The organism is uncultured Sphingopyxis sp. (assembly GCF_900078365.1).
GTDB lineage: Bacteria > Pseudomonadota > Alphaproteobacteria > Sphingomonadales > Sphingomonadaceae > Sphingopyxis.
Window position 1 is genome coordinate 1,044,035 of sequence record NZ_LT598653.1, and the last position, 22,987, is coordinate 1,067,021.

General features: G+C 67.3%; 17 protein-coding genes. 6 read left to right on the forward strand and 11 right to left on the reverse strand.

Annotated elements, in window-relative coordinates:
• Positions 1-83: 83 nt before the first annotated feature.
• The 3 genes from nagA to QZL87_RS04580 form a co-directional block, all read right to left on the reverse strand.
• Positions 84-1,214, reverse strand: coding sequence for an N-acetylglucosamine-6-phosphate deacetylase (gene nagA / locus QZL87_RS04570; RefSeq protein ID WP_295324326.1), 1,131 nt, complete (start codon positions 1,212-1,214; stop codon positions 84-86).
• Positions 1,211-2,251 carry an SIS domain-containing protein gene (locus tag QZL87_RS04575; protein WP_295324330.1) on the reverse strand — a complete coding sequence of 347 codons (1,041 nt, stop codon included), beginning with the start codon at positions 2,249-2,251 and terminating at the stop codon, positions 1,211-1,213. The genes nagA and QZL87_RS04575 overlap by 4 nt, the downstream gene beginning before the upstream one ends.
• A gap of 88 nt (positions 2,252-2,339) precedes the next feature.
• Positions 2,340-3,422: a heparan-alpha-glucosaminide N-acetyltransferase domain-containing protein gene (locus QZL87_RS04580; protein ID WP_295324335.1), complete on the reverse strand. Its 1,083-nt coding sequence runs from the start codon at positions 3,420-3,422 to the stop codon at positions 2,340-2,342.
• A 174-nt stretch (positions 3,423-3,596) separates the two neighbouring features.
• On the opposite strand from QZL87_RS04580, the gene QZL87_RS04585 reads away from it, so the two are divergent.
• The 4 genes from QZL87_RS04585 (at position 3,597) to QZL87_RS04600 (ending at position 11,350) form a co-directional block, all read left to right on the forward strand.
• Complete coding sequence (locus QZL87_RS04585) at positions 3,597-6,830, forward strand: TonB-dependent receptor (protein ID WP_295324339.1); 3,234 nt, start codon at positions 3,597-3,599, stop codon at positions 6,828-6,830.
• 67 nt (positions 6,831-6,897) lie between these two features.
• Positions 6,898-8,403: a tryptophan halogenase family protein gene (locus QZL87_RS04590; RefSeq protein WP_295324341.1), complete on the forward strand. Its 1,506-nt coding sequence runs from the start codon at positions 6,898-6,900 to the stop codon at positions 8,401-8,403.
• Positions 8,400-9,863 (forward strand): tryptophan 7-halogenase, encoded by a 1,464-nt coding sequence (locus tag QZL87_RS04595; protein WP_295324343.1) that lies wholly within the window; start codon positions 8,400-8,402, stop codon positions 9,861-9,863. The genes QZL87_RS04590 and QZL87_RS04595 overlap by 4 nt, the downstream gene beginning before the upstream one ends.
• Positions 9,860-11,350 (forward strand): tryptophan halogenase family protein, encoded by a 1,491-nt coding sequence (locus QZL87_RS04600; RefSeq protein WP_295324345.1) that lies wholly within the window; start codon positions 9,860-9,862, stop codon positions 11,348-11,350. The genes QZL87_RS04595 and QZL87_RS04600 overlap by 4 nt, the downstream gene beginning before the upstream one ends.
• 94 nt (positions 11,351-11,444) lie before the next feature.
• Here QZL87_RS04600 and QZL87_RS04605 read toward each other — a convergent pair whose 3' ends face one another.
• Entirely contained in the window at positions 11,445-12,182 is a 738-nt protein-coding gene (locus QZL87_RS04605) for a GntR family transcriptional regulator (protein ID WP_295324348.1), read from the reverse strand.
• A gap of 100 nt (positions 12,183-12,282) precedes the next feature.
• On the reverse strand, positions 12,283-13,326 hold the full coding sequence (locus tag QZL87_RS04610; RefSeq protein ID WP_295324351.1) for a glycosyl hydrolase family 18 protein: 1,044 nt from the start codon (positions 13,324-13,326) through the stop codon (positions 12,283-12,285).
• A 100-nt stretch (positions 13,327-13,426) separates the two neighbouring features.
• Here QZL87_RS04610 and QZL87_RS04615 point away from each other — a divergent pair, with 100 nt between their 5' ends.
• Both QZL87_RS04615 and QZL87_RS04620 read left to right on the forward strand, forming a co-directional pair.
• Positions 13,427-15,985, forward strand: a complete 2,559-nt coding sequence (locus tag QZL87_RS04615) for a family 20 glycosylhydrolase (RefSeq protein ID WP_295324355.1) — start codon at positions 13,427-13,429, stop codon at positions 15,983-15,985.
• Positions 15,986-16,002: 17 nt separating this feature from the next.
• Positions 16,003-17,013: a cupin-like domain-containing protein gene (locus QZL87_RS04620; protein ID WP_295324360.1), complete on the forward strand. Its 1,011-nt coding sequence runs from the start codon at positions 16,003-16,005 to the stop codon at positions 17,011-17,013.
• 74 nt (positions 17,014-17,087) lie between these two features.
• Here QZL87_RS04620 and QZL87_RS04625 read toward each other — a convergent pair whose 3' ends face one another.
• Genes QZL87_RS04625 through QZL87_RS04650 form a run of 6 tightly spaced genes read right to left on the reverse strand, consistent with a single transcriptional unit; the run spans position 17,088 to position 22,863 of the window.
• On the reverse strand, positions 17,088-17,810 hold the full coding sequence (locus tag QZL87_RS04625) for a hypothetical protein (RefSeq protein ID WP_295324364.1): 723 nt from the start codon (positions 17,808-17,810) through the stop codon (positions 17,088-17,090).
• Positions 17,774-18,547, reverse strand: coding sequence for an ABC transporter ATP-binding protein (locus QZL87_RS04630; protein WP_295324367.1), 774 nt, complete (start codon positions 18,545-18,547; stop codon positions 17,774-17,776). Before QZL87_RS04630 ends, QZL87_RS04625 begins: the two co-directional genes overlap by 37 nt.
• On the reverse strand, positions 18,541-19,542 hold the full coding sequence (locus QZL87_RS04635; RefSeq protein ID WP_295324371.1) for an iron ABC transporter permease: 1,002 nt from the start codon (positions 19,540-19,542) through the stop codon (positions 18,541-18,543). Before QZL87_RS04635 ends, QZL87_RS04630 begins: the two co-directional genes overlap by 7 nt.
• Positions 19,539-20,396, reverse strand: a complete 858-nt coding sequence (locus QZL87_RS04640) for an ABC transporter substrate-binding protein (protein ID WP_295324375.1) — start codon at positions 20,394-20,396, stop codon at positions 19,539-19,541. Before QZL87_RS04640 ends, QZL87_RS04635 begins: the two co-directional genes overlap by 4 nt.
• Complete coding sequence (gene cobO / locus QZL87_RS04645) at positions 20,396-21,004, reverse strand: cob(I)yrinic acid a,c-diamide adenosyltransferase (protein WP_295324380.1); 609 nt, start codon at positions 21,002-21,004, stop codon at positions 20,396-20,398. Before cobO ends, QZL87_RS04640 begins: the two co-directional genes overlap by 1 nt.
• Positions 21,004-22,863 carry a TonB-dependent receptor gene (locus QZL87_RS04650; RefSeq protein WP_295324384.1) on the reverse strand — a complete coding sequence of 620 codons (1,860 nt, stop codon included), beginning with the start codon at positions 22,861-22,863 and terminating at the stop codon, positions 21,004-21,006. The genes cobO and QZL87_RS04650 overlap by 1 nt, the downstream gene beginning before the upstream one ends.
• Positions 22,864-22,987 lie beyond the last annotated feature (124 nt).

Below are 22,987 nucleotides of genomic sequence, written 5' to 3' on the forward strand. Positions count from 1 at the left end.
CGCTATAATCCCCAAAACTTCCGCCGCTTATCCTTGCGGCTTGTCTGTCATTACGTCGCTTGCACAAAGCCCGGCGGCGATCGCTAAAGCCTCTCGCCGCCGATCCATGTCGCGCACGGCGTCAAATCCGCGTCCAGCCCCACCCAGTCGGCGCGCTGCCCCGCCGCGATCGACCCGATGCGGCCTTGCAGCGACAGAAAGGCGGCGGGCGTCGCGCTCGCCATCGCCGACACGTCGGGCACCGGCAGGCGGGTGACCTCGACCGTCTTGCGCAGCGCCGACGCCATGTCGAGATGCGTTCCCGCGAGCGTGCCGTCCTCGAAGATGCAGACGCCGTCCTTCACCGCGATGCGCTTGCCCTGCAGCGTGAATTCGGCGGCGTCGGTGCCGACGCTCGGCATCGCGTCGGTAACCAGCATGATGCGGTCCTTGCCCTTCGCGCGCACCGCCAGCCGCACGACGGCGGGATGCAGATGGACGTCATCGACGATCAGCCCGCACCAGGTGTCGGAGTCGAACGCCGCGCCGACCGCGCCGGGATGGCGATGGTGCAGCGGCGACATCGCGTTGAACAAATGGGTGAAGCCCGACAATCCCGCCGCGATCGCGCGCTGCGCCTCGTCATAGGTCGCGTCGCTATGCCCCGCGCTGACGATCACGCCGTGCCGGACGAGCGTGCGAATATCCTCCGCGTCGCACAGCTCGGGCGCGAGCGTCAGCATTACCCGCCCGCGATGCGGCGCGGTGAGCGTCGCCAATATGTCGGTGTCGAGGCGGCGGATGCGATGCGCTTCGTGGATGCCACGCTTCACCTCGTTGATAAAGGGGCCTTCGATATGGATGCCGACGACGCCCGGCACGCCTTGCGCGATCGCGGCATCGACCGCGGCGAGCGCGGCGGCGATCTGCGCCGGCGTGTCGCTGATCAAGGTCGGCAGGAAGGCGGTGGTCCCGAAGCGCGCGTGCGCGGCGCCGATCGCCGCGATCGCTTCGACGTCGACCTGATCGTTGAACAGCACCCCGCCGCCGCCGTTGACCTGCGTATCGACGAAGCCGGGCAGCAGCCAGCCGCCCGCAAGGTCGATCTCGCGGTCCGCGGGCGTATCGCCCGGCGCCGACACGGCGGTGACAATGCCGTCGGTCACGGCCAGATCCGCCGCATCGACGGCGCCGTCCGGCAGCGCAATCCGGCCGTTGTGGAAACGAACGATCATAAAGTCTCGGTAACCTTGTTGAGATGCGGTGGCGAGTCGGGGTCCTGCCCGCGCGCGAGCGCCAGCGCGCTCGCCATGCGATAGAAGCTCTGGATCATCAGGATCGGCTGGGTGGCCGGATGCGCGACGAGGGCGGGCAGGTCGCCGCCCTCGGCGTCGGCGAGCAGCACCGTCGCGCCGCGCCCGCGAAACTCGGCCGCGGCGTCGCGCACGCTCGCCGCCGCGCGGTCGCTGCCGCCGAACGCCAGGACGTGAAACGCATCGCCGACGATCGCCATCGGCCCGTGCCGCACTTCGGCGGCGCTGAAGCTTTCGGCGTGGAGTGCGGAGGTCTCCTTGAACTTGAGCGCGGCTTCCTGCGCGACGCCGAGCCCGTAACCGCGGCCGAGCACGAACAAATTGGTCGCCCCCCGGAATGCCGCGACCGCGGGCGACCAGTCGAGCGCGAACGCCTGCTCGAGCTGGCCGGGCAGGGCGGTCAGCGCCGCGTCGAGCGCCTCATCCTCGGCCCATGCCGCGACCAGCGCGGCGATGGCGGCGAGCGAGGCGATATAGGATTTGGTCGCCGCGACCGATCGCTCGAGCCCGGCCGAGAGCGGGATCACCACATCGGCAAGCCCCGCGAGCGGCGAACCCCCGGCATTGACGAGCGCGACGACGAAGGCGCCGGCCTCGCGCTGCTGCTCGACCGCCGCGAGCAGGTCGGGGCTTTTTCCCGACTGCGATATGGCGAGGCACAGGCGATTGCCCGCGACCGCGGGCGCGTCGTAGAGCGACGCGATCGACAGCGCCGCCGACGCGGTCGGCGTCCCCGTCATCGTCTCGATCAGATATTTGGCATAGGTCGCGGCATGGTCCGACGACCCGCGCGCGCAGGTCACGACCGCGGCGGGGGGCGCGGCGCGCAGGCGCTTGCCGATAGCGGCGAAGGCGTCGCGATTCGCCGTCAGCATCGCGGCGACGGCCGCTGCGGCCTCGCCGGCTTCCTGCTCCATCAGCGTCGTTCGTCCGTCTGTTGCGGCGTTCGGCATCGTCATTCGTCTCCGGATCGGACGGCGCGGCGCCGGCCGATCATTGGTATTATATAGGTTATATATGTCTCATCAAGAGGTATGTTCGGGCGGATCAGATTTTGATGATCCAGCCCTTGCGGCGCAGCCATTCCATCGCGCCCCAGATCAGCAGCATATAAAGCAAGATGGGGATGAGCGACGCGACCGGATCGCCCAGCGTTTCGCGCAGCGCGCGAAAGGGCAGGAGCAGCGCGTCCCAGGTGACCACGCCCGCCGTCACCTGATGCAGCGTATAGGCCGCGATCGCATTGGCGCCGAACGCCAGCATCGCGGTCGCAGCAATCCCGGGCGTGCGGTCCGCGCGGTCGAGCCAATGATGCAGCAGCGCGAGCGCAAGAACGGTGATGCCGCTGGTGACGAGCACGAAGCTGCTCGACCAGATATCTTTCACGATCGGGAAGGCGAGGCTCCAGACGCCGCCGGCGACCAGCATCGCGGCGCCGATCGTCGCGAGCTGGCGCGCCGCGGAGTCCTTCCGGCCGATCAGCAGCTCGCCGATCGCGACGCCGATCAGGCCTTGGGCGATTGCGGGGAGGGTGCCCAATATCCCCTCGGGATCATAGCCTTCGGGCCCCTTCACATAGAGATGGTTGCCGAGCAGCAGCCGGTCGAGCGAGGCGACGAAATTATGCCCGCGCACCCATATGTCGGTCGCCAGCCCGTCGAGCGACGGCAGCAGCGCAAGCGGCCAGTAGAGCGCGAGGATCGCCGCGGCGATGATCAGCCGCGCGCGCGGGCCCGACAGCAGGAACAGAATCGCGCACGCGCAATAGACCAACCCGATTCGCTGGAGCACGCCGAACAGCCGCCAGTCGCCCGAGGCGAAGCTGGCGAACCAGTAAAGATTGCTGAGGATGAAACCCAGCAGCAGCAGGCGGCCGGTGCGGCCGAAAATATGCCCGCGCTGCGCCCAATCGAATTTCGCATCGCGCATCGAAAAGGGGATGGCGATGCCCACCATCGTCAGAAAGCCCGGAAAAACGAGGTCGGCGAGGGTGAGCCCGTCCCAGCTGACGTGCAGCAGCATCGGCGCGACTTCGGCCTCGGCGCCATATTTCATCGCCGCGGCCGAATTCACCAATATCATTCCCGCGACGGTGAGCCCCCGCAACACGTCGAGTGAAATCAATCGCATGGCTTTTCCTCCCCGGTCGCCAGCGCCCCTTCGGGCGGCATCCTGGCGCTGCCATAAATTTGCAATGGACAGCGCGTCGGATTTGTAGTCTATTGGTAATAGTCCAAGGACGCAATTGGTCTTATAGAGATTGTGGGAAGGCAATCTGGGCCGCATTGGATGGGGGAAATTAAAATGATCAAGGGGCCTGCCAAGACATACCGGATTCGCCACAGTCTGCTCCAGGGGATCTGCGGCGCAGCACTGGCGAGCGCGATGATCCTTCCCGCCGCGGCGCAGGAAAGCACCGCGCCGCTATCCGCGGACGACGAAAATCCGAACGACATCGTCGTCACCGGCATCCGCGCCAATCTCGAATCGGCCCAGAATCGCAAGCGCAACGCCGATACGGTCGTCGATTCGATCACTGCGGAGGATATCGGCTCCTTCCCCGACAAATCGGTCGCCGAGGCGCTGCAGCGCGTTCCCGGCATCACCGTCGTCCGCTTCGCGGGCACCGACGACACTTCGCACTTCTCGGCCGAACCCTCGGGCGTCATCGTCCGCGGCCTCAGCCAGGTCCGCTCCGAATTCAACGGCCGCGACACCTTCAGCGCGAACAGTTCGCGCGGCCTGTCGTGGCAGGACATCTCGCCCGAGCTTCTCGGCGGCATCGACACCTACAAGAACCAGACCGCCGACATGATCGAGGGCGGGATCGCGGGCACGGTCAATCTGCGCACGCGCGTGCCCTTCGATCAGGACGGCCGCCTGATCTCGATCTCGATCAAGAACACCTATGGCGACATCGCCGAGAAATCGACGCCCGAAATCTCGGGCATCGTCTCCGACCGCTGGCAGACCGGGATCGGCGAGATCGGCCTGATGCTCAGCGGCGCCTATTCGCATGCGGTGACCGCGAGCCAGGGCATCCAGTTCGACCGCATGGCGATTTTCGACGGCGTGTTCGGGCCGGGGAAGCAATATATCCCCAGCGGCATCTACATGCGCGACAATGAATATGACCGCAAACGCTATGGCGTCTCGGCGGCGTTCCAGTGGCGCTCGAACGACGGCGGCATGGAACTGACCGGCCAGTATCTGCGCTCGCAATATAACAACAGCTGGCGCGAACATGCGATCTATTCGAGCGCGTTCAGCATCTACGGACAGCCGAGCGACTATCAGGTCACCGATCCGACGCTGGTCAATCCGCTGCGGGGTACCGCGCCCTTCGCCTTCGACGACGACGGCAATTTCCTCAGCGGCTGGTGGTCGGCGCCGCGCCCCTATGTCGGCGAAGGCGACGCCAATCTCGGGCTCGGCGTCAACGAGGATGGCGAGGCGTTTTTCAATCGCTGCTATTCATGGGAAGTGGACGGGAACGGCGTTCCGTTCTGCGACAACCCGCAGCGCGCGCCGCAACTCGACACCGCGGCCAACGCGCTCCGGAACAAGCAGATCACGCAGGATTTCGGTCTGAACTTCCGCTGGGACGTTTCCGACCGGCTGCGCGTCACGCTGGACGGCCAATATGTCGACGCGAGCGTCAGCAACTATAATGCTTCGGTCACTGCGCGCAGCTATGCCAACACCTATGTCGATCTGACCGGCAAATATCCGCGGCTGGAAATCCTGCCGGGCGAGGCCGACAACATCAACCTGTCGGACGGCGGGCTCAACAACCCGAACAATTATCATTATTACGCGATCACCGACCACACCGAGGACAGCGACGGACAGGAAATCGCCTTCCGCGCCGACGTCGAATATGATGTCGATTCGGGCTGGCTCGATGCGATCAAGGTCGGCGCGCGCTACGCCGATCGCGATCAGACGGTGCGCTGGGGCGCTTATAACTGGGCGAATATCTCGAACAACTGGACCTATACGCAGGCGCCCTATTTCAACATCGACAGCCCGGTCTACGCGCCGGGTACCAACGAACTGCACACCTTCGGCGGCGATTTCTTCGCCGGCAACCAGCTCAATCACAACAGCTTCGCTTTCTTCAACATGGACATGCTGTCGAACCGCGAACAGCTGGCGGCGGCGCTCGGGCGTCCGTCGATCGGCGTCGGCGACTATTATCCGGTCTGTTCGGGCGCGGGCTATCGCGGTGCCGAAACGATCGAAAAATCCTTCGGCTGCTATTTCCCGAGCGAGGTCCATCGCGTCAGCGAACGCACGGTGTCGGCCTATGCGATGGCGAAGTTCGGCGGCGACAGCCTCGCGATCGGCGGCGTGCCGATCTCGGGCAATGTCGGCGTCCGCCTGATCTGGACGCGCGACGACACGCAGGGGGCGACCACTTTCGCGACGCCCTTCACACCCGCCCAGCTGGCTTGCGATCGCGGGGTCGTCGATGACCGGCCCACGGCGACCGCGGGCTGCGTCGTGACCGCGGACGAGATCGCGTTCAACAATGGCGCGACCGTGGCCGATACGACCAAGGTCAATCATTTCCACGCGCTGCCCAGCTTCAACGTGAAGTTCGACCTCACCGACAGGCTGGTATCGCGCTTCGCCTATTCGCGCGCGATGTCGCGTCCCGATTTCGGCCTGCTGCGCAACTTCCTGACCGTCAATCGCCTGTCGCCCAACCTCAACGACTTCTCCGACACCAATATTACGCGCGACGCCGACGGCAATGCGATCGCTTACGACTGGCAATATACCGGCCAGTCGGGCAATCCGGGCCTGAAGCCGATGACGGCCGACCAGTTCGACTTGACGCTCGAATATTATTTCGGCCGGTCGAGTTCGTTCACCGCCACGGGTTTCTACAAGAAATTCAACGAATATATTCAGGCGGGCCAGTTCAACCTCTCGATCACCAATAACGGCGTGACCGAGGATGTCCGCATCAACCGGCCGGTCAACGGCGACGGTGCGAAAATCTACGGCGCGGAATTTGCCTTCCAGACCTTTTTCGACTTCCTGCCGGCGCCGTTCGACGGCTTCGGAGTCCAGGCCAACTATACCTATGTGAAGAACAGCGGGATCGAGACGGTCAATCTGACCAACGAGACCGCGGGCGGGACCGCCGGCGGCGGCATCACCTTCGAAGACAGCACGGTAAAGCCCGATGCGCTAGAAGGCATTTCGAAGCACAGCTACAACCTCGTCGGCATGTATGAGAAAGGCCCGGTGTCGGCGCGCGTCGCCTACAACTGGCGTTCTAAATATCTGGTGACCGCGATCGACTGCTGCGTCGGCTTCCCGATCTGGCAAAAGAGCACGGGCTATCTCGACGCGTCGCTTCGCCTGCGCGCGACGGCGAATATCGAGTTCGTGCTGGAGGGCACCAACCTGCTCGGCACCGACACCGTGCTGATGCAGCAGGTCGACGGCGACGGAACGCTCAAGCCGAACGCCTGGTTCAAGAACGACCGGCGCTACCAGCTCGGCGTGCGGCTCACTTTCTAAAAGGGGGAAGGGGCGCCGGTTCATTCGGGCTGGCGCCCACTTTCTTCCGCGTTAAGCTGGACCCGCGATGGGGGATAAATTCGAAATCGTGATCGTCGGCGGCGGGACCGCGGGCTGGATGTGCGCCGCCGCCTGCGCCGTCAAGCTCGACCCCGCGCGCTTTCGCGTCCGCCTCGTCGAATCCGAGGAGATCGGTACCGTCGGCGTCGGCGAGGCGACACTGCCGCAGATGAAGGATTTCAACGACTTCCTCGGGCTCGACGAAGCCGAGTTCATGAAGGCGACGCAAGCCAGCTTCAAACTCGGGATCGAATTCGTCAATTGGGGCCGCGCGGGCGACCGCTACGTCCACCCCTTCGGCACCTTCGGCCGTCCGATCGGCGAGGCCGATTTCTTCAGCTACTGGATCCGCGCCCGCCGCGCCGGGACCGCCGCCCCGCTCTCCGACTATTGCTTCCCGATCGTCACCGCGCTGCAAAACCGCTTCATGCTGCCCAATGGCGATGCGAATGATGTGCGGAACGCCTTCGCCTACGCCTATCAATTCGACGCCTTTCTTTATGCCCGATACCTTCGGCAATGGGCCGAGGCGCGCGGGATCGAGCGCGTCGAAGGCCGCATCGTCGAGGTCGAGCAGGATGGCGGGACCGGCGACATCGCCGCGGTCAAGCTGGCGTCGGGCGCGCGCATCGCCGGCGACCTGTTCGTCGACTGTTCGGGCTTTCGCGGGCTGCTGATGGCGCAGACGCTGGGGGTGGGGATCGAGGACTGGTCGTACTGGCTGCCGTGCGACAGCGCGGCGGCGGTGCCGTCGGCGCGCTCGGCGGACTTTCATCCCTATACGCGTTCGACGCGGCGCACCGCGGGCTGGCAGTGGCGCATCCCGCTCCAGCACCGCACCGGCAACGGCTATGTCTATTCGAGCGCCGACATTTCGGACGACGAGGCGGCGGCGACCCTGCTCGCCAATCTCGACGGCGAGGCGATGGCCGAACCGCGCGTGCTGCGCTTCAAGGCGTGCAAGCGCGAAAAGGCCTGGGCGCATAATTGCATCGCCATGGGGCTCGCGAGCGGGTTTCTCGAGCCGCTCGAATCGACGAGCATCTATCTCGTCCAGATGGCGATCATGCACATGCTGACGCTGCTGCCGTCGGGGCCCGGGATCGACCCGGCGCTTCCGTGCGAACTCAACCGCGTGATGGACGTCGAATATGACCGCATCCGCGATTTCCTGATCCTCCATTACGTCGCGAACGAGCCCGACGCGCCGCTCTGGGAGCGCGTGACGACGATGGCCGTGCCCGATACGCTCGCCGACAAGATCGACCGCTTTCGCCATCGCGGCCATGTCCAGGCCTATCGCGACGGCCTCTTCGGCCCGCCGAGCTGGCAGGCGGTGTTCGTCGGGCAGGGGATCGAGCCGCTCGCCGCCGACCGCCTCGCCGACGCGCTGCCCGCCGCGACCGTCGAGGAGCGGCTCGCGAACCTCGCCGCGATGATCGCCGACGCCGCGGCGGCCGTGCCCTCGCATGCCGATTTCATCGCGCGCTATTGCCCGGCGCCCGCGCCGTGACGCATTCGGTGCAGCGGGTGGTCGTCTTTGGCGGCGGGGTTGCGGCGGCGATGGCGGCGCTCGCGGTCAGCCGCGCCTATGCGCGGCTCGGCACCGACATCGTCTGGGTCGACACCGGCGAAGCGCCCGCGCCGCACGCCGCGCTCGTCGCGCCGCCCGACCTCGCGACCTTCCACCGCCTGCTCGGCATCGACGAAGCCGCGCTGGCCCGCCACGCCGCCGCGACGGTCAACATGGGCCAGCAATTCGCCGGCTGGTCGGGCGGCGACGATGCTTTCCTTCACGCCTATGGCGACGCGGGCAGCGCCTTCGCCTCGCTCCCCTTCGTCCAGCACTGGACGCGCGCGCGCGCCGCGGGGCTGCGCGTCGCGCTCGAGGATTTCTGCCTCGCCGCCGCCGCCGCCAAGCAGGGCCGCACCGGCGCGCCGCGTGAGACGGCGACGCGGCAGGCGGTCAAGGCGGGCTGGCACCTCGACGCCGCCGGCTATGCGAAACTGCTGCGCGCCGCGTGCGAGCAGGCCGATATCCGCATCGTGCCCGGCGCGGGCGCCGTTCCGCACAAGGGCGGATCGCGCCTCGACCGCATCGACCTCGCGGACGGCGAGCAACTCGGCGCCGACCTGTTCATCGACACCGACGGCGCGCTGGTCGCCGCGCTCGACGGCGGCGCGGAAGCGCGCCCCGGCTTCTGCGACCGCATCATCCGCGCTTCGGCGCCCGCCTTCGATCCGCTGCCGCTCTACAGCCGCGTCGCCGCGCACCCGGCCGGGTGGCTGACGTTGATCCCGCTCGCGAACCGCACCGCGATCGAGTTCGCCTATGACAGCGCATCATTGTCCGACGCCGGCGCTCCCGCCGCCCTCGCGGCGGCGCTGGGGCGCCCCGCCGACGCCGCGCCGCCCGCCGCGCTCGGGGCGGCCGCGCGACCGCGCCCGTGGATCGGCAATGTCGTCGCGGTCGGCCCGGGGGCAGGCGATGCCCCGCCGCTCGACGGCGCCGAACTGCTCCTGCTCCAGCTTGGCATCGCGCAGCTCGTGCTGCTCTGGCCGATCGACCGCGCCGAGATGCCCGAGGCCGCTATCTATAACGAGGAACTTGCGGGCACCCGCGCGCGCGTCGCCGACTTCACCGCGCAGCATTTCCGCCTCAACGCGCGCATCGGCGAACCCTATTGGGACGCCGCGCGCGCCGCGCCGGTCTCGGTCGAACTCGCGGCCAAGATCGACCTGTTCGCCGCGCGCGGCATGTTCGCGCATTATAATCACGAGGCGCATGTCGAGGACAGCTGGGCGCTCGTCATGGCGGGGCACGGCGTGACCCCGCGCAGCTTCGATCCGCAGGCACTCTTGACCGAAGATCAGGCGCTGATGGCCGAATTTCAGCGCCAGCTCCGCGCCGTCGCGAGCGACGTCCATGCGATGGAAAGCCACGCCGACGCACTACGGCGGATGCGCGAATGAGCGCGCGGGCGCGCGCCGTGCGGCGCATCGTCATCGTCGGCGGCGGCACCGCGGGCTGGATGACCGCGGCGGCGCTCGGCCGCGCGCTGGCCGGCCACTCGCACGACATCACCCTCGTCGAATCGGAGGCGATCGGCACCATCGGCGTCGGCGAGGCGACGGTGCCGCCGATCCACGAATTCAACCGCTACCTCCGGCTCGATCCGGCCGATTTCCTCCGCGCGACGCACGGCACGATCAAGCTCGGCATCGCGTTCGAGGGCTGGGGCGGGGCGGATCGCCGCTATTTTCATCCCTTCGGTTATCTCGGCATCGAAATGTCGGGCATCCATTTCCATCATTATTGGCTCAGGCACCTCGCGGCGGGCGGCGATAGCGATCACGGCCCCTATAATCTCGAGACGATGGCCGCGCGCGAGGGCCGCTTTGCGCCCGCAACCCGCCACGGCCCGGTGCATCATGCCGTCCAGTTCGACGCCGCCGCCTACGCGCGATTGCTGCGAAGCTATGCCGAGGACAAGGGCGTCACGCGGATCGAGGGCAAGGTCGCCGACGTCCGCCTCGATCCCGAAGATGGCTTCATCACCGCGCTCGCGCTCGACGATGGCCGCGTCATCGACGGCGACTTCTTCATCGACTGTTCGGGCTTTCGCGGCCTCCTCATCGAAGGCGCGCTCCACACCGGCTACACCGAATGGAGCCACTGGCTGCCATGCGACAGCGCGGTCGCCATGCCGTGCGAAAGCACCGGCGACCCGTCGCCCTTTACGAGCTCGACCGCGCGCGAGGCGGGGTGGCAATGGCGCATCCCGCTCCAGCACCGCACCGGCAACGGCTATGTCTATTCGAGCGCGCATCTCGGCCATGACGAGGCCGAGGCGCTGCTGCGCTCGCGCCTCCCCGGCGCGCCGCTCGCCGACGCCAACCGGCTGCGTTTCGCCGCGGGGCATCGCAAGGCGATCTGGAACCGCAACTGCGTCGCGATCGGGCTCGCGGGCGGCTTCATCGAACCCTTGGAATCGACCTCGATCCACCTCATCCAGACGACCATCATCCGCCTGCTGTCGCTGCTGCCGCGCGACGCGGTCGATCCGAATGTCGTCCGCCGCTTCAACCGCGACGCGCTCCACGAATATGAGGTGATACGCGATTTCGTGATCGCGCATTATGCGCTCGCGAACCGCGACGACACGCCCTTCTGGCGCGATGTCGCCGCGGCGGGCATGCCCGACAGCCTCGCCGAGCGGATCGAGGCGTTTCGCGCCACCGGCAACATTCTCTTCGAACCCGGCGATCTGTTCGGTCCGACGAACTGGTACGCGGTGCTGACGGGGCAGGGGGTGCGGCCGCAAAGCTGGCACCCGATCGCCGACGGCCTCTCCGGCGAGGAACTGGCTTCGCGCCTCGCGACGCTGCGCGGCCGCGTCGCCGAACAGCTCGCCGAGCTGCCGCCGCATGCGGAATTTCTGCGACGGCTCAATTCCTAACGCTCGTCATCCCGGCGAAGGCCGGGATCTCGCCGGTGTATCATGACGCGAGGCCGAGATCCCGGCCTTCGCCGGGATGACGGTTGAAGTTGGGCTACCCGTTCAGCTCCGCTACGACATCATACGCATCACCCCGATAGAAGCTCTGCGTGAACTCGGCAGTGCGCCCGTCGGCCAGAAAGCCACGCCGCTCGATGAACAGCCCCGGCGTCCCCGGCTCGATCTCCAGCATCTCGGCCTGCTCGGCCGTCGCCGCGATCGCGCGAAGCCGCTGCAGCGCGCGGACGGGCAGATGTCCCGCCGCTTCCAGCGCCTCGTAGAGCGACGCGCCCACCGCCTCGACCGACGGCAGGCAATAGGCCGGGATCGTCGCATATTCGAGCGCCATCGAAATGTCGTCGGCATAGCGGATGCGGTGGAAGCGATAGACGAGCGACCCCGGCGACAGGCCGAGCGACAGCGCCTCCTCCGGCGTTACCGCGCCCGCGGTCTTGCTCACCCATTTGCTGTGCGGCTTGCGCCCGCGAGAGGCCATGTCCTCCGAAAAGGAGGTGAGCTTGGAAAAACTCTTTTCGACGCGCGGGCGGGTGACGAAGGTCCCGGCGCCGCGGCGGCGCGTGACGATGCCGTCGGCGACCAGCCCGTCGATCGCCTTGCGCACCGTGATGCGCGACACGTCGAATTCCTCGGCCAGGTCGCGCTCGGTCGGGATCGCTTCCTCGGCCTTCACGACCTGTCCCTCGATCGCGTCGCGCAGGATTTTCTGCAGTTGCAGGTAAAGCGGTGTCGGATCGTCCTTCTGGAGCGGACCCACGCGTTCGATCAGTGACAAGGACGATGCTCCACCTGGTTGCCCGGCGCGCCGGTCGGATAGGACCAGCGCCGGATTCCCATGTGTTGCATTGGTATCGTTCCGTCAACCTTGTTGCGACTTATTCGCGCGAAAGCCCGCGTTTGATCGCCTTCGTCAGCGCGTGGTCGGGGCTGTCCTGCGACAATTCCCACACCATTATGCCGCCCGCCTTTTCGGCCGCGAGCCGCGCCTTCTTTTCGATCGTCGCGGGGCTATTGTGGGTGATATAGCGGCATCCCGCGCACAGCGCGCCGATCACATCGGCTTTGGTCGCATTTAGGCCATGCGCGGCGGCGAGGTCGCGATAGGACCAATTCGCCTTCGCGCCGCTGAAGCCATAGCCGTAAAAGGGCACGCCGAGGATGAGCCGCTCGCGCGCGACGCCGCGCGCCAGCCACAGGTCGAGATCGCGTGCGGCCATGGCATAGCTGCTATGCTCGGCGCCCGCTTCGCCCCAGCTCGGCCCGATCGCGTCATAGGACATGACGTTGACCAGGTCGAAATAGGGGATCGAACCTACCGGGATCATCCCGCCTTCATAGGACGCGGTGGCGCAGGTCAGCAGCTTGCCGCGCGCCTTCATCGCCTCCGACAGCGCCGCGATGAAGGGCGTATAGTCGCCCGCGCGGTCGATTTCGGTGAGCAGCGTCCCCTCGATGTCGATATCGACCCCGTCGAGGCCCAGCGAATCGGCAAGATCGGCCAGCGCCGCGACCGTCGCCGCGCGCCGCTCGGGCGCGAGCAGCGCCTTCCAGTCGCCCGAACAGCCGGGGATCACGCCGCCCGCGGTCGAGATCAGCACCTTCGCCCCGCTCGCCTGCAGCCGCGCGACCGTGCCGCGCAGCGCCTCGACCGACAGGTTGGCGCCCGTCTCGCCCTCCATGCACGTCATCTTCCCCCGATCGACGAAGCGCCCGGCGGCATCGGGGTTGGCAAAGGAGAGGTTGAAATGGGTGAAGGCCGCGAGGTCGGTGCGCGCGATCGACAGCTCGAGCCCCTTGAACGCCGCGAGATAGCCGACCACAACGGGCCGCCGCTCCTCGGCGCGGACGGGCAGCGACAATACTAATATAAAACCAATCAGGATCGACGCGATGAAGCGAAAAGCGCGAATATTCGTCATTTTATCAATTTCCCCCATGATTCCGCCCGATCCGAAAGGCGTTGACCCGCTCGCGACTACATGACAAATTAGATACAAATTGTCGAGCGGGAGAAAATGGATGCGGACTGCGGGGTGGATCACGATAGCGATGATGGCGCTCGCCGCGCCGCAGGCGCTGGCGGCCGAAACGGGATCGCAAGCGTCGCTCGACCGCCTCGCCGACACGCTCGGCTACCGCCTCACGATGGTCGACAATGGCCCGGCGTGCCCGGCGGGGATCGAAGGCTGTTTCCTCACGACGATCACGCTGACCGTGCCCGAAACATTGCCCGCCGACATGCCGACCAAGGGGCTCGCGCTCTATTTCAGCTTCGTCAACCGGCTGCCGCTCGTCGAGAGCGACATCTTCGCGCACCGGCTGATCAACGGCGATGTCCAGCAATTGACGCTCAAACCCGGCGCGACGCTGCGCCCCGGCGCGAAGCATGAGATCAAACTCTGGGGCGTCGGCTCGAATTTCTCGAAGGCGTTCGGCATGCCCAACGCCTATCTCGTCGCCGATGGGCTCGAACCGCGCACGATCGCCGCGACGCGTCCCGTGATCGACCCCGAAACGGGCCTCGAAACCTTGCCCTTCGTGGCGCCGATGACCGATGAGGCGAAGCTCGCGACCAAGAGCGAGGCCGACAAGACGCGCTGGCTGACCGCCGAGCGCGCCTTCGACCTCCAGGCCGCCCGGCGCGCGCCCGAAGCCACCGGCGTCGTGATCCTGCCCAAGCCCGCCAAGGCGGTGCAGGGCAAGGGCAAGCCGGTCGACCTGACCCGCGGCGTCGCGCTCACCTTGAACGGGGTCGAACGCAGCGCGATCGCACCCGCGCTCGCGGCGCTCGGCGCCCCCGAAGGCGCGCTGCCGCTGACGATCCGCATCGATCGCGCCGCCGCGGCGAAGCCCGAATCCTATATCCTCGACGCCAAGGCATCGGGCATCGCGATCACCGCGCACGACGCCGCGGGCGCGAGCCATGCCTTGCGCTCGCTCGCGCAGCAGGCGGCATTCGAAAAGGGCAGGCTGACCCCGCTCCATGTCGAGGATGCCCCCGAATATGGCTTCCGCGGCCTCCACATCGACCTCGGGCGCAATTTCCACAGCCGCGACGAAATCCTGAAGCTCGTCGAGGCGATGGCGACCTACAAGCTCAACAAGCTCCACCTTCACCTCGCCGACGACGAGGGCTGGCGCATCGAAATTCCGGCGCTCCCCGAACTCGCCGAGATCGGTTCGAAACGCTGCCACGATCCGTCCGAGCGGACCTGCATACTGCCGCAACTCGGCGCCGGGCCCGACGGCACCGGCAGCGTCAACGGCTATCTGACGGCGGCCGACTATGTCACGATCGTTCAGGCTGCGGCGGCGCGCCAGATCGAGGTGATCCCTTCAATCGACATGCCCGGCCACAGCCGCGCCGCGATTCTGGCGATGGAGGTGCGCCACGCGCGCCTGACCGCCGCGGGCAAACAGGCCGAGGCCGACGAATATCGCCTGATCGACCCCGCCGACACGACCGAATATCGCAGCATCCAGAACTACGACGACAATACGCTCAACGTCTGCATTCCCTCGACCTATCGCTTCGTCGATACCATCGTCGATGCGCTCGCCGCGATGCACAGCCAAGCGGGCGTGCCGCTGAAAACCTTCCACCTCGGCGCCGACGAAACCGCGGGCGCGTGGGTCAAATCGCCCGCGTGCCAGGCGATGATCGCCGAAAATGGCGGCGATGCGGGCAAGCTGACCCCGCGCTTCATCGAGCGCGTGACCGCGAGCCTCGCGGCGAAAGGCCTGCGCACCGGCGGCTGGAGCGACGGCATGGGGCATACCGAAACCGCGGCCATGCCCAAGGCGCCGCATCTGGTGCAGACCAACATCTGGGGCGTGCTCCACAGCGGTGCGATCCGCGAGGCGCACGACCAGATGAACCGCGGCTGGGATACGGTGTTGTCGATCCCCGACCTCGGCTATTTCGACATGCCCTATGCACCGCATCCCGAAGAGGGCGGCTACGACTGGGCCTCGCGCGGCGTCGATCCCTGGCAGGTCTTCGGCTTCATGCCAGATAATCTGCCCGCCAACGCCGCGACGATCCGCAACATCCGTGCCGAGGGCAAGCCGATCGAGGACAAGCCGGTCCTTGAACCCGGCCATCGCGTCGCAGGGCTACAGGCGCAGCTGTGGAGCGAGACGATCCGCACCGATGCGCAGGTCGATTATATGCTCTTCCCGCGCCTTCTCGCGCTCGCCGAGCGCGCCTGGGCGCCCGCGCCCTGGACCCCGCCCTATCAGGCGGGCGTCAGCTACGAATGGGGCGACAGCCGCGTCGACGCCGCAAAGCTCAAGGCGGGCTGGCAGGATTTCGCCGGGCGCGTCGCGGCGCAATGGCCGACGCTCGGAAGGATCGGCGTCGCCTACCGCGTCGCGCCGCCGGGCGCGCGGATCGCGAACGGCAAGCTCGAGGCGAACAGCATGTTCCCCGGCACCGCGATCGAATATCGGGTCGAGGGCGGCGCGTGGACGCGCTATGCCGGGCCGGTCGCGGTCGGCGGCGCGGTGGATCTGCGCAGCCGCTCGGCCGACGGCAAGCGCGCCAGCCGGACGGTGCGGGTCGAACCCGCCCGCTAAGGGGCAGGGGAGACGGAGTGAGCGGAACATTGGAGGAAATTGCCGGCAGCGACCACGCCGCGATCGCGCGCGCGGTCGCGGCGGCCGACCAGCCCGCCATCCTTCGTGGCATCGCGGCCGACTGGCCCGCGGTCGCCGCGGCGCGCGCGGGCGACGAAGCCATCGCCGCCTATCTCGCCGCGCGCGACAATGGCAAGCCGCTGACCGTGCTCGTCGGTCCGCCCGAAACCGGCGGGCGCTATTTCTACACCGACGATATGCGCGGGGTGAATTTCCGCAGCGAAAAGATGCCGATGGCGGCGCTCGTCGAGCAGTTGCTGGCGCTGCGCGGCACCGCCGACGCGCCGAGCCTCTACGCCGGATCGACCCCGACCCCCGAAAGCGTCGCGAGCTTCGCCGCCGAAAACCCGCTCACCGTCGATACCGGCGTCGATCCCCGCATCTGGGTCGGCAACGCCAGCCGCATCGCGCCGCATTACGATATGGCGGCGAATATCGCCGTGGTCGTTGCGGGGCGCAGGCGTTTCACCCTCTTCCCGCCCGAGCAGATCGCGAACCTCTATGTCGGCCCGGTCGAGCGCACGATCGCGGGCCAGCCGACGAGCATGGTCGACCCCGACCATCCCGATCATGCGCGCTACCCGCTCTATGCCAAGGCGGAGCGCCACAAGCTGGTCGTCGAACTCGCTCCCGGCGACGCGATCTACATGCCGCCGATGTGGTGGCACCATGTCCGCAGCGAAGGCGCGCTGAACGTCCTCGTCAACTATTGGTTCGGTCAGCGGCAGGACCGTTTCCCCTTCGCCGCGCTGATGCTCGCGATGCACTCGATCCGCGAACTTCCGGGCGCGGAGCGCGCCGCGTGGAAAAGCTGGTTCGACCATTATGTCTTCGGTGAGGGGGCGACGCACGCGGTCGATCATCTTCCGCCACACGCACAAGGCGTGCTCGGCCCGCCGTCGCCGCAGCGCGACCGGATGATCATCGACTATGTCGTCGGCTTCTGCCGCAGCGGCGGCAGCGGTTAGAGAAAACGCCCAATCTCACCGTCATCCGGCCTTCGCCGGGTTGACGGATAGGAATGGCGTCGACTTCGTCCGGGCTAGGCCGCCTTCATCCATACGACGAGCGCGAAGCGCGTCGCCTTCGCCGGCAAGGTGCGATGCGGCGTAAACCGGTCGAGGAACAGCGCCGTCCCCGCCGGGCACTCGGGCTGCACCCGCGGCAATCCCGCGAGCCGCCATTCGGGAATCTCGAACCCTTCGTCACCCGCGCTCGCGAGCGGCGCGGGCTGGCGCCCCGCCGCGATCTCGAGCCCGCCGCTCGCCGGTCCGGCATCGCTCAGCGGGATCCACGCGGTCACGACAACCTTGCCGCACCCCGTCCCGTCGTCGCGCGCGACGTCGCTGTGCCACGCGTGGCGATGCTCGGGAAAGCAAGCGATGCTCGCGCGCACGCGGACGATCCTGCCCGCCAACGCGCGGCTGCCGAGCTGTTCGGCGGTTTCGACCAGCCGCGGATCGTTTGCGAGCGCCTGCAGCCGTTCGCCGCGATGCGCGTCGGTGCAGACGGCAACGCGCAGCAGGTTCGCGATGCTGCGCTCGTGCGCGTAAACGCGGTCGATCCGCTCGGCCAACGGCGCGTCAGGACAGCTCTGCCCGAACGGCAGGTAAAGCGCCCGTGCCACCCGGTCGATATGTTCGGTGATGTCGTCCGCCGCCGCGTGGACCAGCCCGGGGTCGAACAGCGGCACCGCCGCATAACCCTTCTCGGCGAAGAGCGCCGCGCTCATCGCGCGCGCCCGAAGGTCGTGATCGTCGGCCATTCGCCGCCGGTCTCTACGCGCGCATCGATGCCATAGACCGCGCGCAGCCGCTCGGCGGTCAGCACCTCGGCAGGCGTCCCGTCGGCGACGATCCGCCCTTGATCGATCAGCAGCAGCCGGTCGCAATAGCGCGCCGCCATCGTCAGATCGTGCAGCACCGCGATGACGAGCCCGCCGCCGTCCGCCTCGGCGCGCAGCAACTCCATCACGTCGATCTGGTGCCCCGGGTCGAGGCTCGCGAGCGGCTCGTCGGCGATCAGCGCCGGGGCTTCGACCGCCAGCGCGCGCGCGAACAACACCCGCGCGCGCTCGCCGCCCGACAGCTCGGTCGCGATCCGGTCGCGCAGTTCGAGCACGTCAGCGCGGTCCATCGCGCGCGCGATCGCGGCGCTGTCGGCTTCCGAAATCCGCGACATCGGGGCAAGGTGCGGCAGCCGCCCCAGCCCGACGAGCCGCTCGACCGTCAGCGGCCAGTGCAAGGTCTGCCCCTGCGGCACATAGGCGATCCGCCGCGCAAGGTCACCGCGCGGCGTCCCCGCCGCATCGACCCCGTCGATCTCGACCCTGCCGCTCGCGGCCACCAGCGCGAGCATCGCGCGCGCCAGCGTCGACTTGCCCGCGCCATTGGGCCCGACGATCCCGGTCAGTGTGCCCGCGCCGAACGCGGCGCTGACATCGTGGACCACCGTGCGGCGGCCGAGCGTCACGCCGACATGATCGAGGATAAGGCTCACCATAGCCGCCGCTCCCGCATCAGGTGGAGGAGGAAGACCGGCACCCCGAGAAAGGCGGTGACGACGCCCAGCTTCAGCTCGTTCGTCGTCGGGATGATCCGCACGCCCAGGTCGGCGAGCGTCAGCAACGCCGCGCCGCCGATCGCCGACGGCAGCAGGATCGCCGACGGGCTGCGGTCGGTCAGCGGACGGATCAAGTGCGGCACGATCAGGCCGACGAAACCGATCGCTCCCGACACCGCGACCGCGCCGCCGACCCCGATCGCGGTGCCGACCAGCAGGCGGAGCCGCGTGCGCCGCAAATCGGTGCCGAGCGCCTGCGCCGCATCCTCGCCGAGCGTCAGCGCGTCGAGCGCGCGTCCGTTCCACAGCAGCATCGCACCGCCGATCGCGATGCACGGCAGCGCGATCCACACATGATCGAACGACCTATTCTCGAGGCTGCCGAGCAGCCAAGTCATGATCTCCATCGCCGCGAAGGGATTGGGCGACAGATTGAGCGCGAGGCTAGTCCCCGCGACCGCGAGCGTGCCCACCGCGATCCCCGCGAGGATTAGTGTCAGCGGGCTTTCGGCCCGGCCCGCGAGAACGAAAAGCAGCGCAAGCGAGACGAGCGCGCCGCCGGTCGCGAGCAGCGGCAGCACGAGCGCATGGATTTCGGCGAGCCCGAAATAGATCGCCGCCACCCCGCCGAGCGCCGCGGCGTTCGACGTGCCGAGCACCGAAGGCTCGGCGAGCGGATTGCGCAGATAGCCTTGCAGCGCCGCCCCCGCGAGCCCGAGCATCGCGCCCACCGCCAGCGCCAGCAAGGTGCGCGGCAGCCGCAGGTCGAAGAGGATGATCGACGCAACCTTGTCGCCATCGCCGCCCGCCGCGGCGATGAGACGCGCGACCGACAAATCGACCGCGCCGAACAGCAGCGACGCGACCGCCGCAACCAGCGTCAACAGCGACAGCGCGCCGATCAGCGGCCAGCGCGGCAGGGCAAAACGGCTCATGATCGGCCCCCGTCGTGCCGCGCGATCTGCGCCGCCATGCTGCGCGCCGCCCGCGTGTAGGCGGGGCTGCCGCACACGGTCCACGCCTGCGCTATGCTGATGCGCGGAATATCCTTGATCGCCGGATGGTGCAGCATCTCGCTCCCCTGGTCGGTCACGACATCGGTCGCGCTCTCGACGATCAGGAAATCGGGCTCCGCCGCGACCATTTCTTCTAGGCTCAATTGCGACAGCGGCGGCTTGCCGAGCTTGCCCGCCAGATTGACCAGACCGACGCGCGTCATCATTTCGTCGATTAGCGTTCCCGTCCCGGTCATATAGCCGCGCCGCTGATAATAGGCGGCGACGCGGCCCTTGCCCGGCTTGGGCAGCCCCGCCAGCTCGCGCTCCATCCGCGCGATCAGCGCGGTCCCGCGCTCGGGGTGGCCGAGTGCCGCGGCGGTCTCGCGGATCGACGTGTAAATTTCGCCAAGCGTGTTGGCGGTCGCCAAATCCAGCAGCGGATAATGTTGCTGCGGCAGCGCGCGGAGCGCCGCGCTGCGGCTCGCGGGCATGCCGACGATCAAGTCGGGTTCGATCGCCAAAATCTGCTCGGCCGAATTGCTCAGCAGCGGGATGCCGTGCGCCTTCGCCGCCTCGCCCGACATTTCGGCATCGGTGGCGTTCTTCGTCAGCCCGGCGATCTGCTTCCGGTCGGCCAGCGCGAGCACGAGCTGGTCGGCGCACAGGTTGATCGATACGATGCGCTGCGGCACCGCCGGCGCCTTCACAGGCGGGGCGGGGGAGGTTGCCCACAGCAGCCCCGCGCTACCCGCGAGCAGCACAGTCGCCGCCAAAAGGCCGCGCCGCCGCATCAGAACTCGATTCCCTTTTGCGCCTTCACATTCTGCTCGCGGAACGGATGCTTCACCTGCGCCATCTCGGTGACCAGATCGGCGGCGTCGATCAGCGGCTGCGGCGCGTTGCGCCCGGTGACGATCACATGCGTCATATGCGGCTTCGCGGCCAGCGCTTCCAGCACCTCGCCCACCGGCAGATAATCGTAGCGCAGCACGATATTGAGCTCGTCGGCGATCACCATCGCATAGGCGGGATCGGCGATCATCCGCTTCACCTCGTCCCACGCCGCGCGCGCGACCGCGATGTCGCGCGTCCGGTCCTGCGTATCCCAGGTAAAGCCTTCGCCCATCGGCTTGAATTCGATCAGGTCGGGGAAGCGGTCGAACACGGCTTTCTCGCCGGTCGTCATCGCGCCCTTCACGAACTGGATCACGCCGACCTTCATCCCGTGCCCGATCGCGCGCACCGCCATGCCGAGCGCCGCCGAAGTCTTGCCCTTGCCGGGACCGGTGTGGACGATGACGAGCCCCTTTTCGACCGTCTTCGCCGCGACCTTCTTCGCCTGCGCCGCCTGGATCTTCTTCATCTTCGCCGTGTGCTCGGCGTCGCTCCGCGCCTTCATCAGAAGCGCGCCCGAACGCCGCCATAGGCCGCGCGGCCATAGGTGCCGTAATTGAAGGCCGTCGCATAATCGGCGTCGAACAGATTGTCGACGCGGCCGGTAATCTCGAAATTCGGCCCCACCGGGAAGGACGCGCGGATCCCGGCGAGCGCATAGCCGTCGAGCGGTACGTTATTGGCAAAATCGTCGAAACTGTCGTCGACCATCGTCAGCGTCGCACCCGTCGACAGCCCGAACGACCAGTCATAATCGGCCGACAGGCTGACCGCATGTTCGGCGCGGCGGGGCAGGCGCTTGCCGTCGAACGCGGGTCGCCCCGACCGGTCGCGCGCGTCGATATAGCTGTACGACGCGGTGACGTTCAGCGCGTCGACGGGCTTCAGCCCCAGCGTCGCCTCGACCCCCTTGGCGCGAGTGCGGTCGATATTGCCATAGGTGAAGGTCGTATTGTCGTAATTGATCTGGTCGACCGTGTTGCGCAGGAACGCGGTCAGCGAGATCAGCGCGCGGCCGTCGGCGAGGCTCTGGTCGATGCCGATGTCATAGCTTTTCGACCGCTCGGGGCGCAGCGCGGTGTTGCCGCTGGACGCGTCGTAAAGCTGATAGAGCGACGGCGCCTTGAAACCCTCGCCATAGCTCAGCCGGAAATTGGTCGCGCCTGCATTGGGCGAATAATTGGCGTTGGCGCCAAGCGTGGTCGCGCCGCCGAACTGGCTATGGTCGTCGTGGCGGACGCCGCCCGACAGCGACAGCCCGGCAAGCGGCTGGACGATCCCCAGCGCATAGACGCTGTCGATGTTCGCACGCTGGCTGTCGGTCGATCCAAAGCCGAAGAAATCATAATCGGGGCGCTCATGCTCGTAACCGAAGATCAGCTTCGCTTGGCTGGCCGGCGTCACGACGCCCTGATATTCGAACCGCAGATTGGTGCCCGAATAACCATAATCGGGCGCCGTCCCGCGCACGAAATAATAATCGCGCTCGTTCCGCATCCACGTCACCGCCGCGCGGTTGGTGAAATTGCCGTCGAACAGACCAAGGTTCAGCCCCGCATAGCCGACATATTGGTCGAGCTTGGCGACGTCGGCGCTGTCGGCGGGGGCGCCGAAAAAGCTGTCATAATCGAGGTCGGCGTTGATATAATAACCGCGCAGGTCGAGGCTCAGCGCGTCGCCGAGCGCGACCTTCAGCCGCGCGTTGCCGGCGAAATTCTTGTATCCGTCCTTCTCGGTGCCGACCGCCGCCGACGAAATGCCGTCGGTGCGGAAATAAGCGCCGCCGATCCTGCCCGAAATCGCCCCGGTGGTGCCCGACACGTCGGCCTTGGCATTCAAACTATCGCTATAGCCATATTCGGCCGAGGCGTCGGCCGCGAAGCCGTCGGCGGGCGTCGCGGTCATCAGGCTGACGATGCCGCCGATCGCCTGGCTGCCGTGGACGACCGAGTTCGATCCGCGCAGCACCTCGATCCGGTCGATATTGCCGGTCAGCAGATGGCCGAAATCATATCCGTCGCCGATGCCGCTCGGATCGTTGACCTTCACCCCGTCGATCAGAACCAAGGTTTGCGTCGTTTCGGCCCCGCGCAGCGATATGCTCGCTACCGATCCGGTGCTGCCCGACCGGCTGAAGCGCACGCCGGGCGTGGTCGCGAGCAAGTCGACGACATCGGCCGATCGACGCCGCTCGATCGTCTCGGCGTCGAGGATCGTGATCGCTTGCCCGACCTCGTCGCGCGGCTGTTCGATCCCCGATGCTGTGACGACGATGTCGTCGCCGCGCTCGCTGTCGGCGGTCTCTGCAAAAACCGGCGTTGCGGTAGCCAAGGCGATCAGGGAAATGCTTGCAAACTTCAACATGGGAAGGCCCCCGTACGCCGGCAACGAAGGCGGAGCCTGCCGATGCGCGGGCGCGACCGGCCGATGCCGGCGTCGCAAGTGGCGTCATGGCCTGCGACTTCGGCACCGAGGCGGCTCCAGCCGC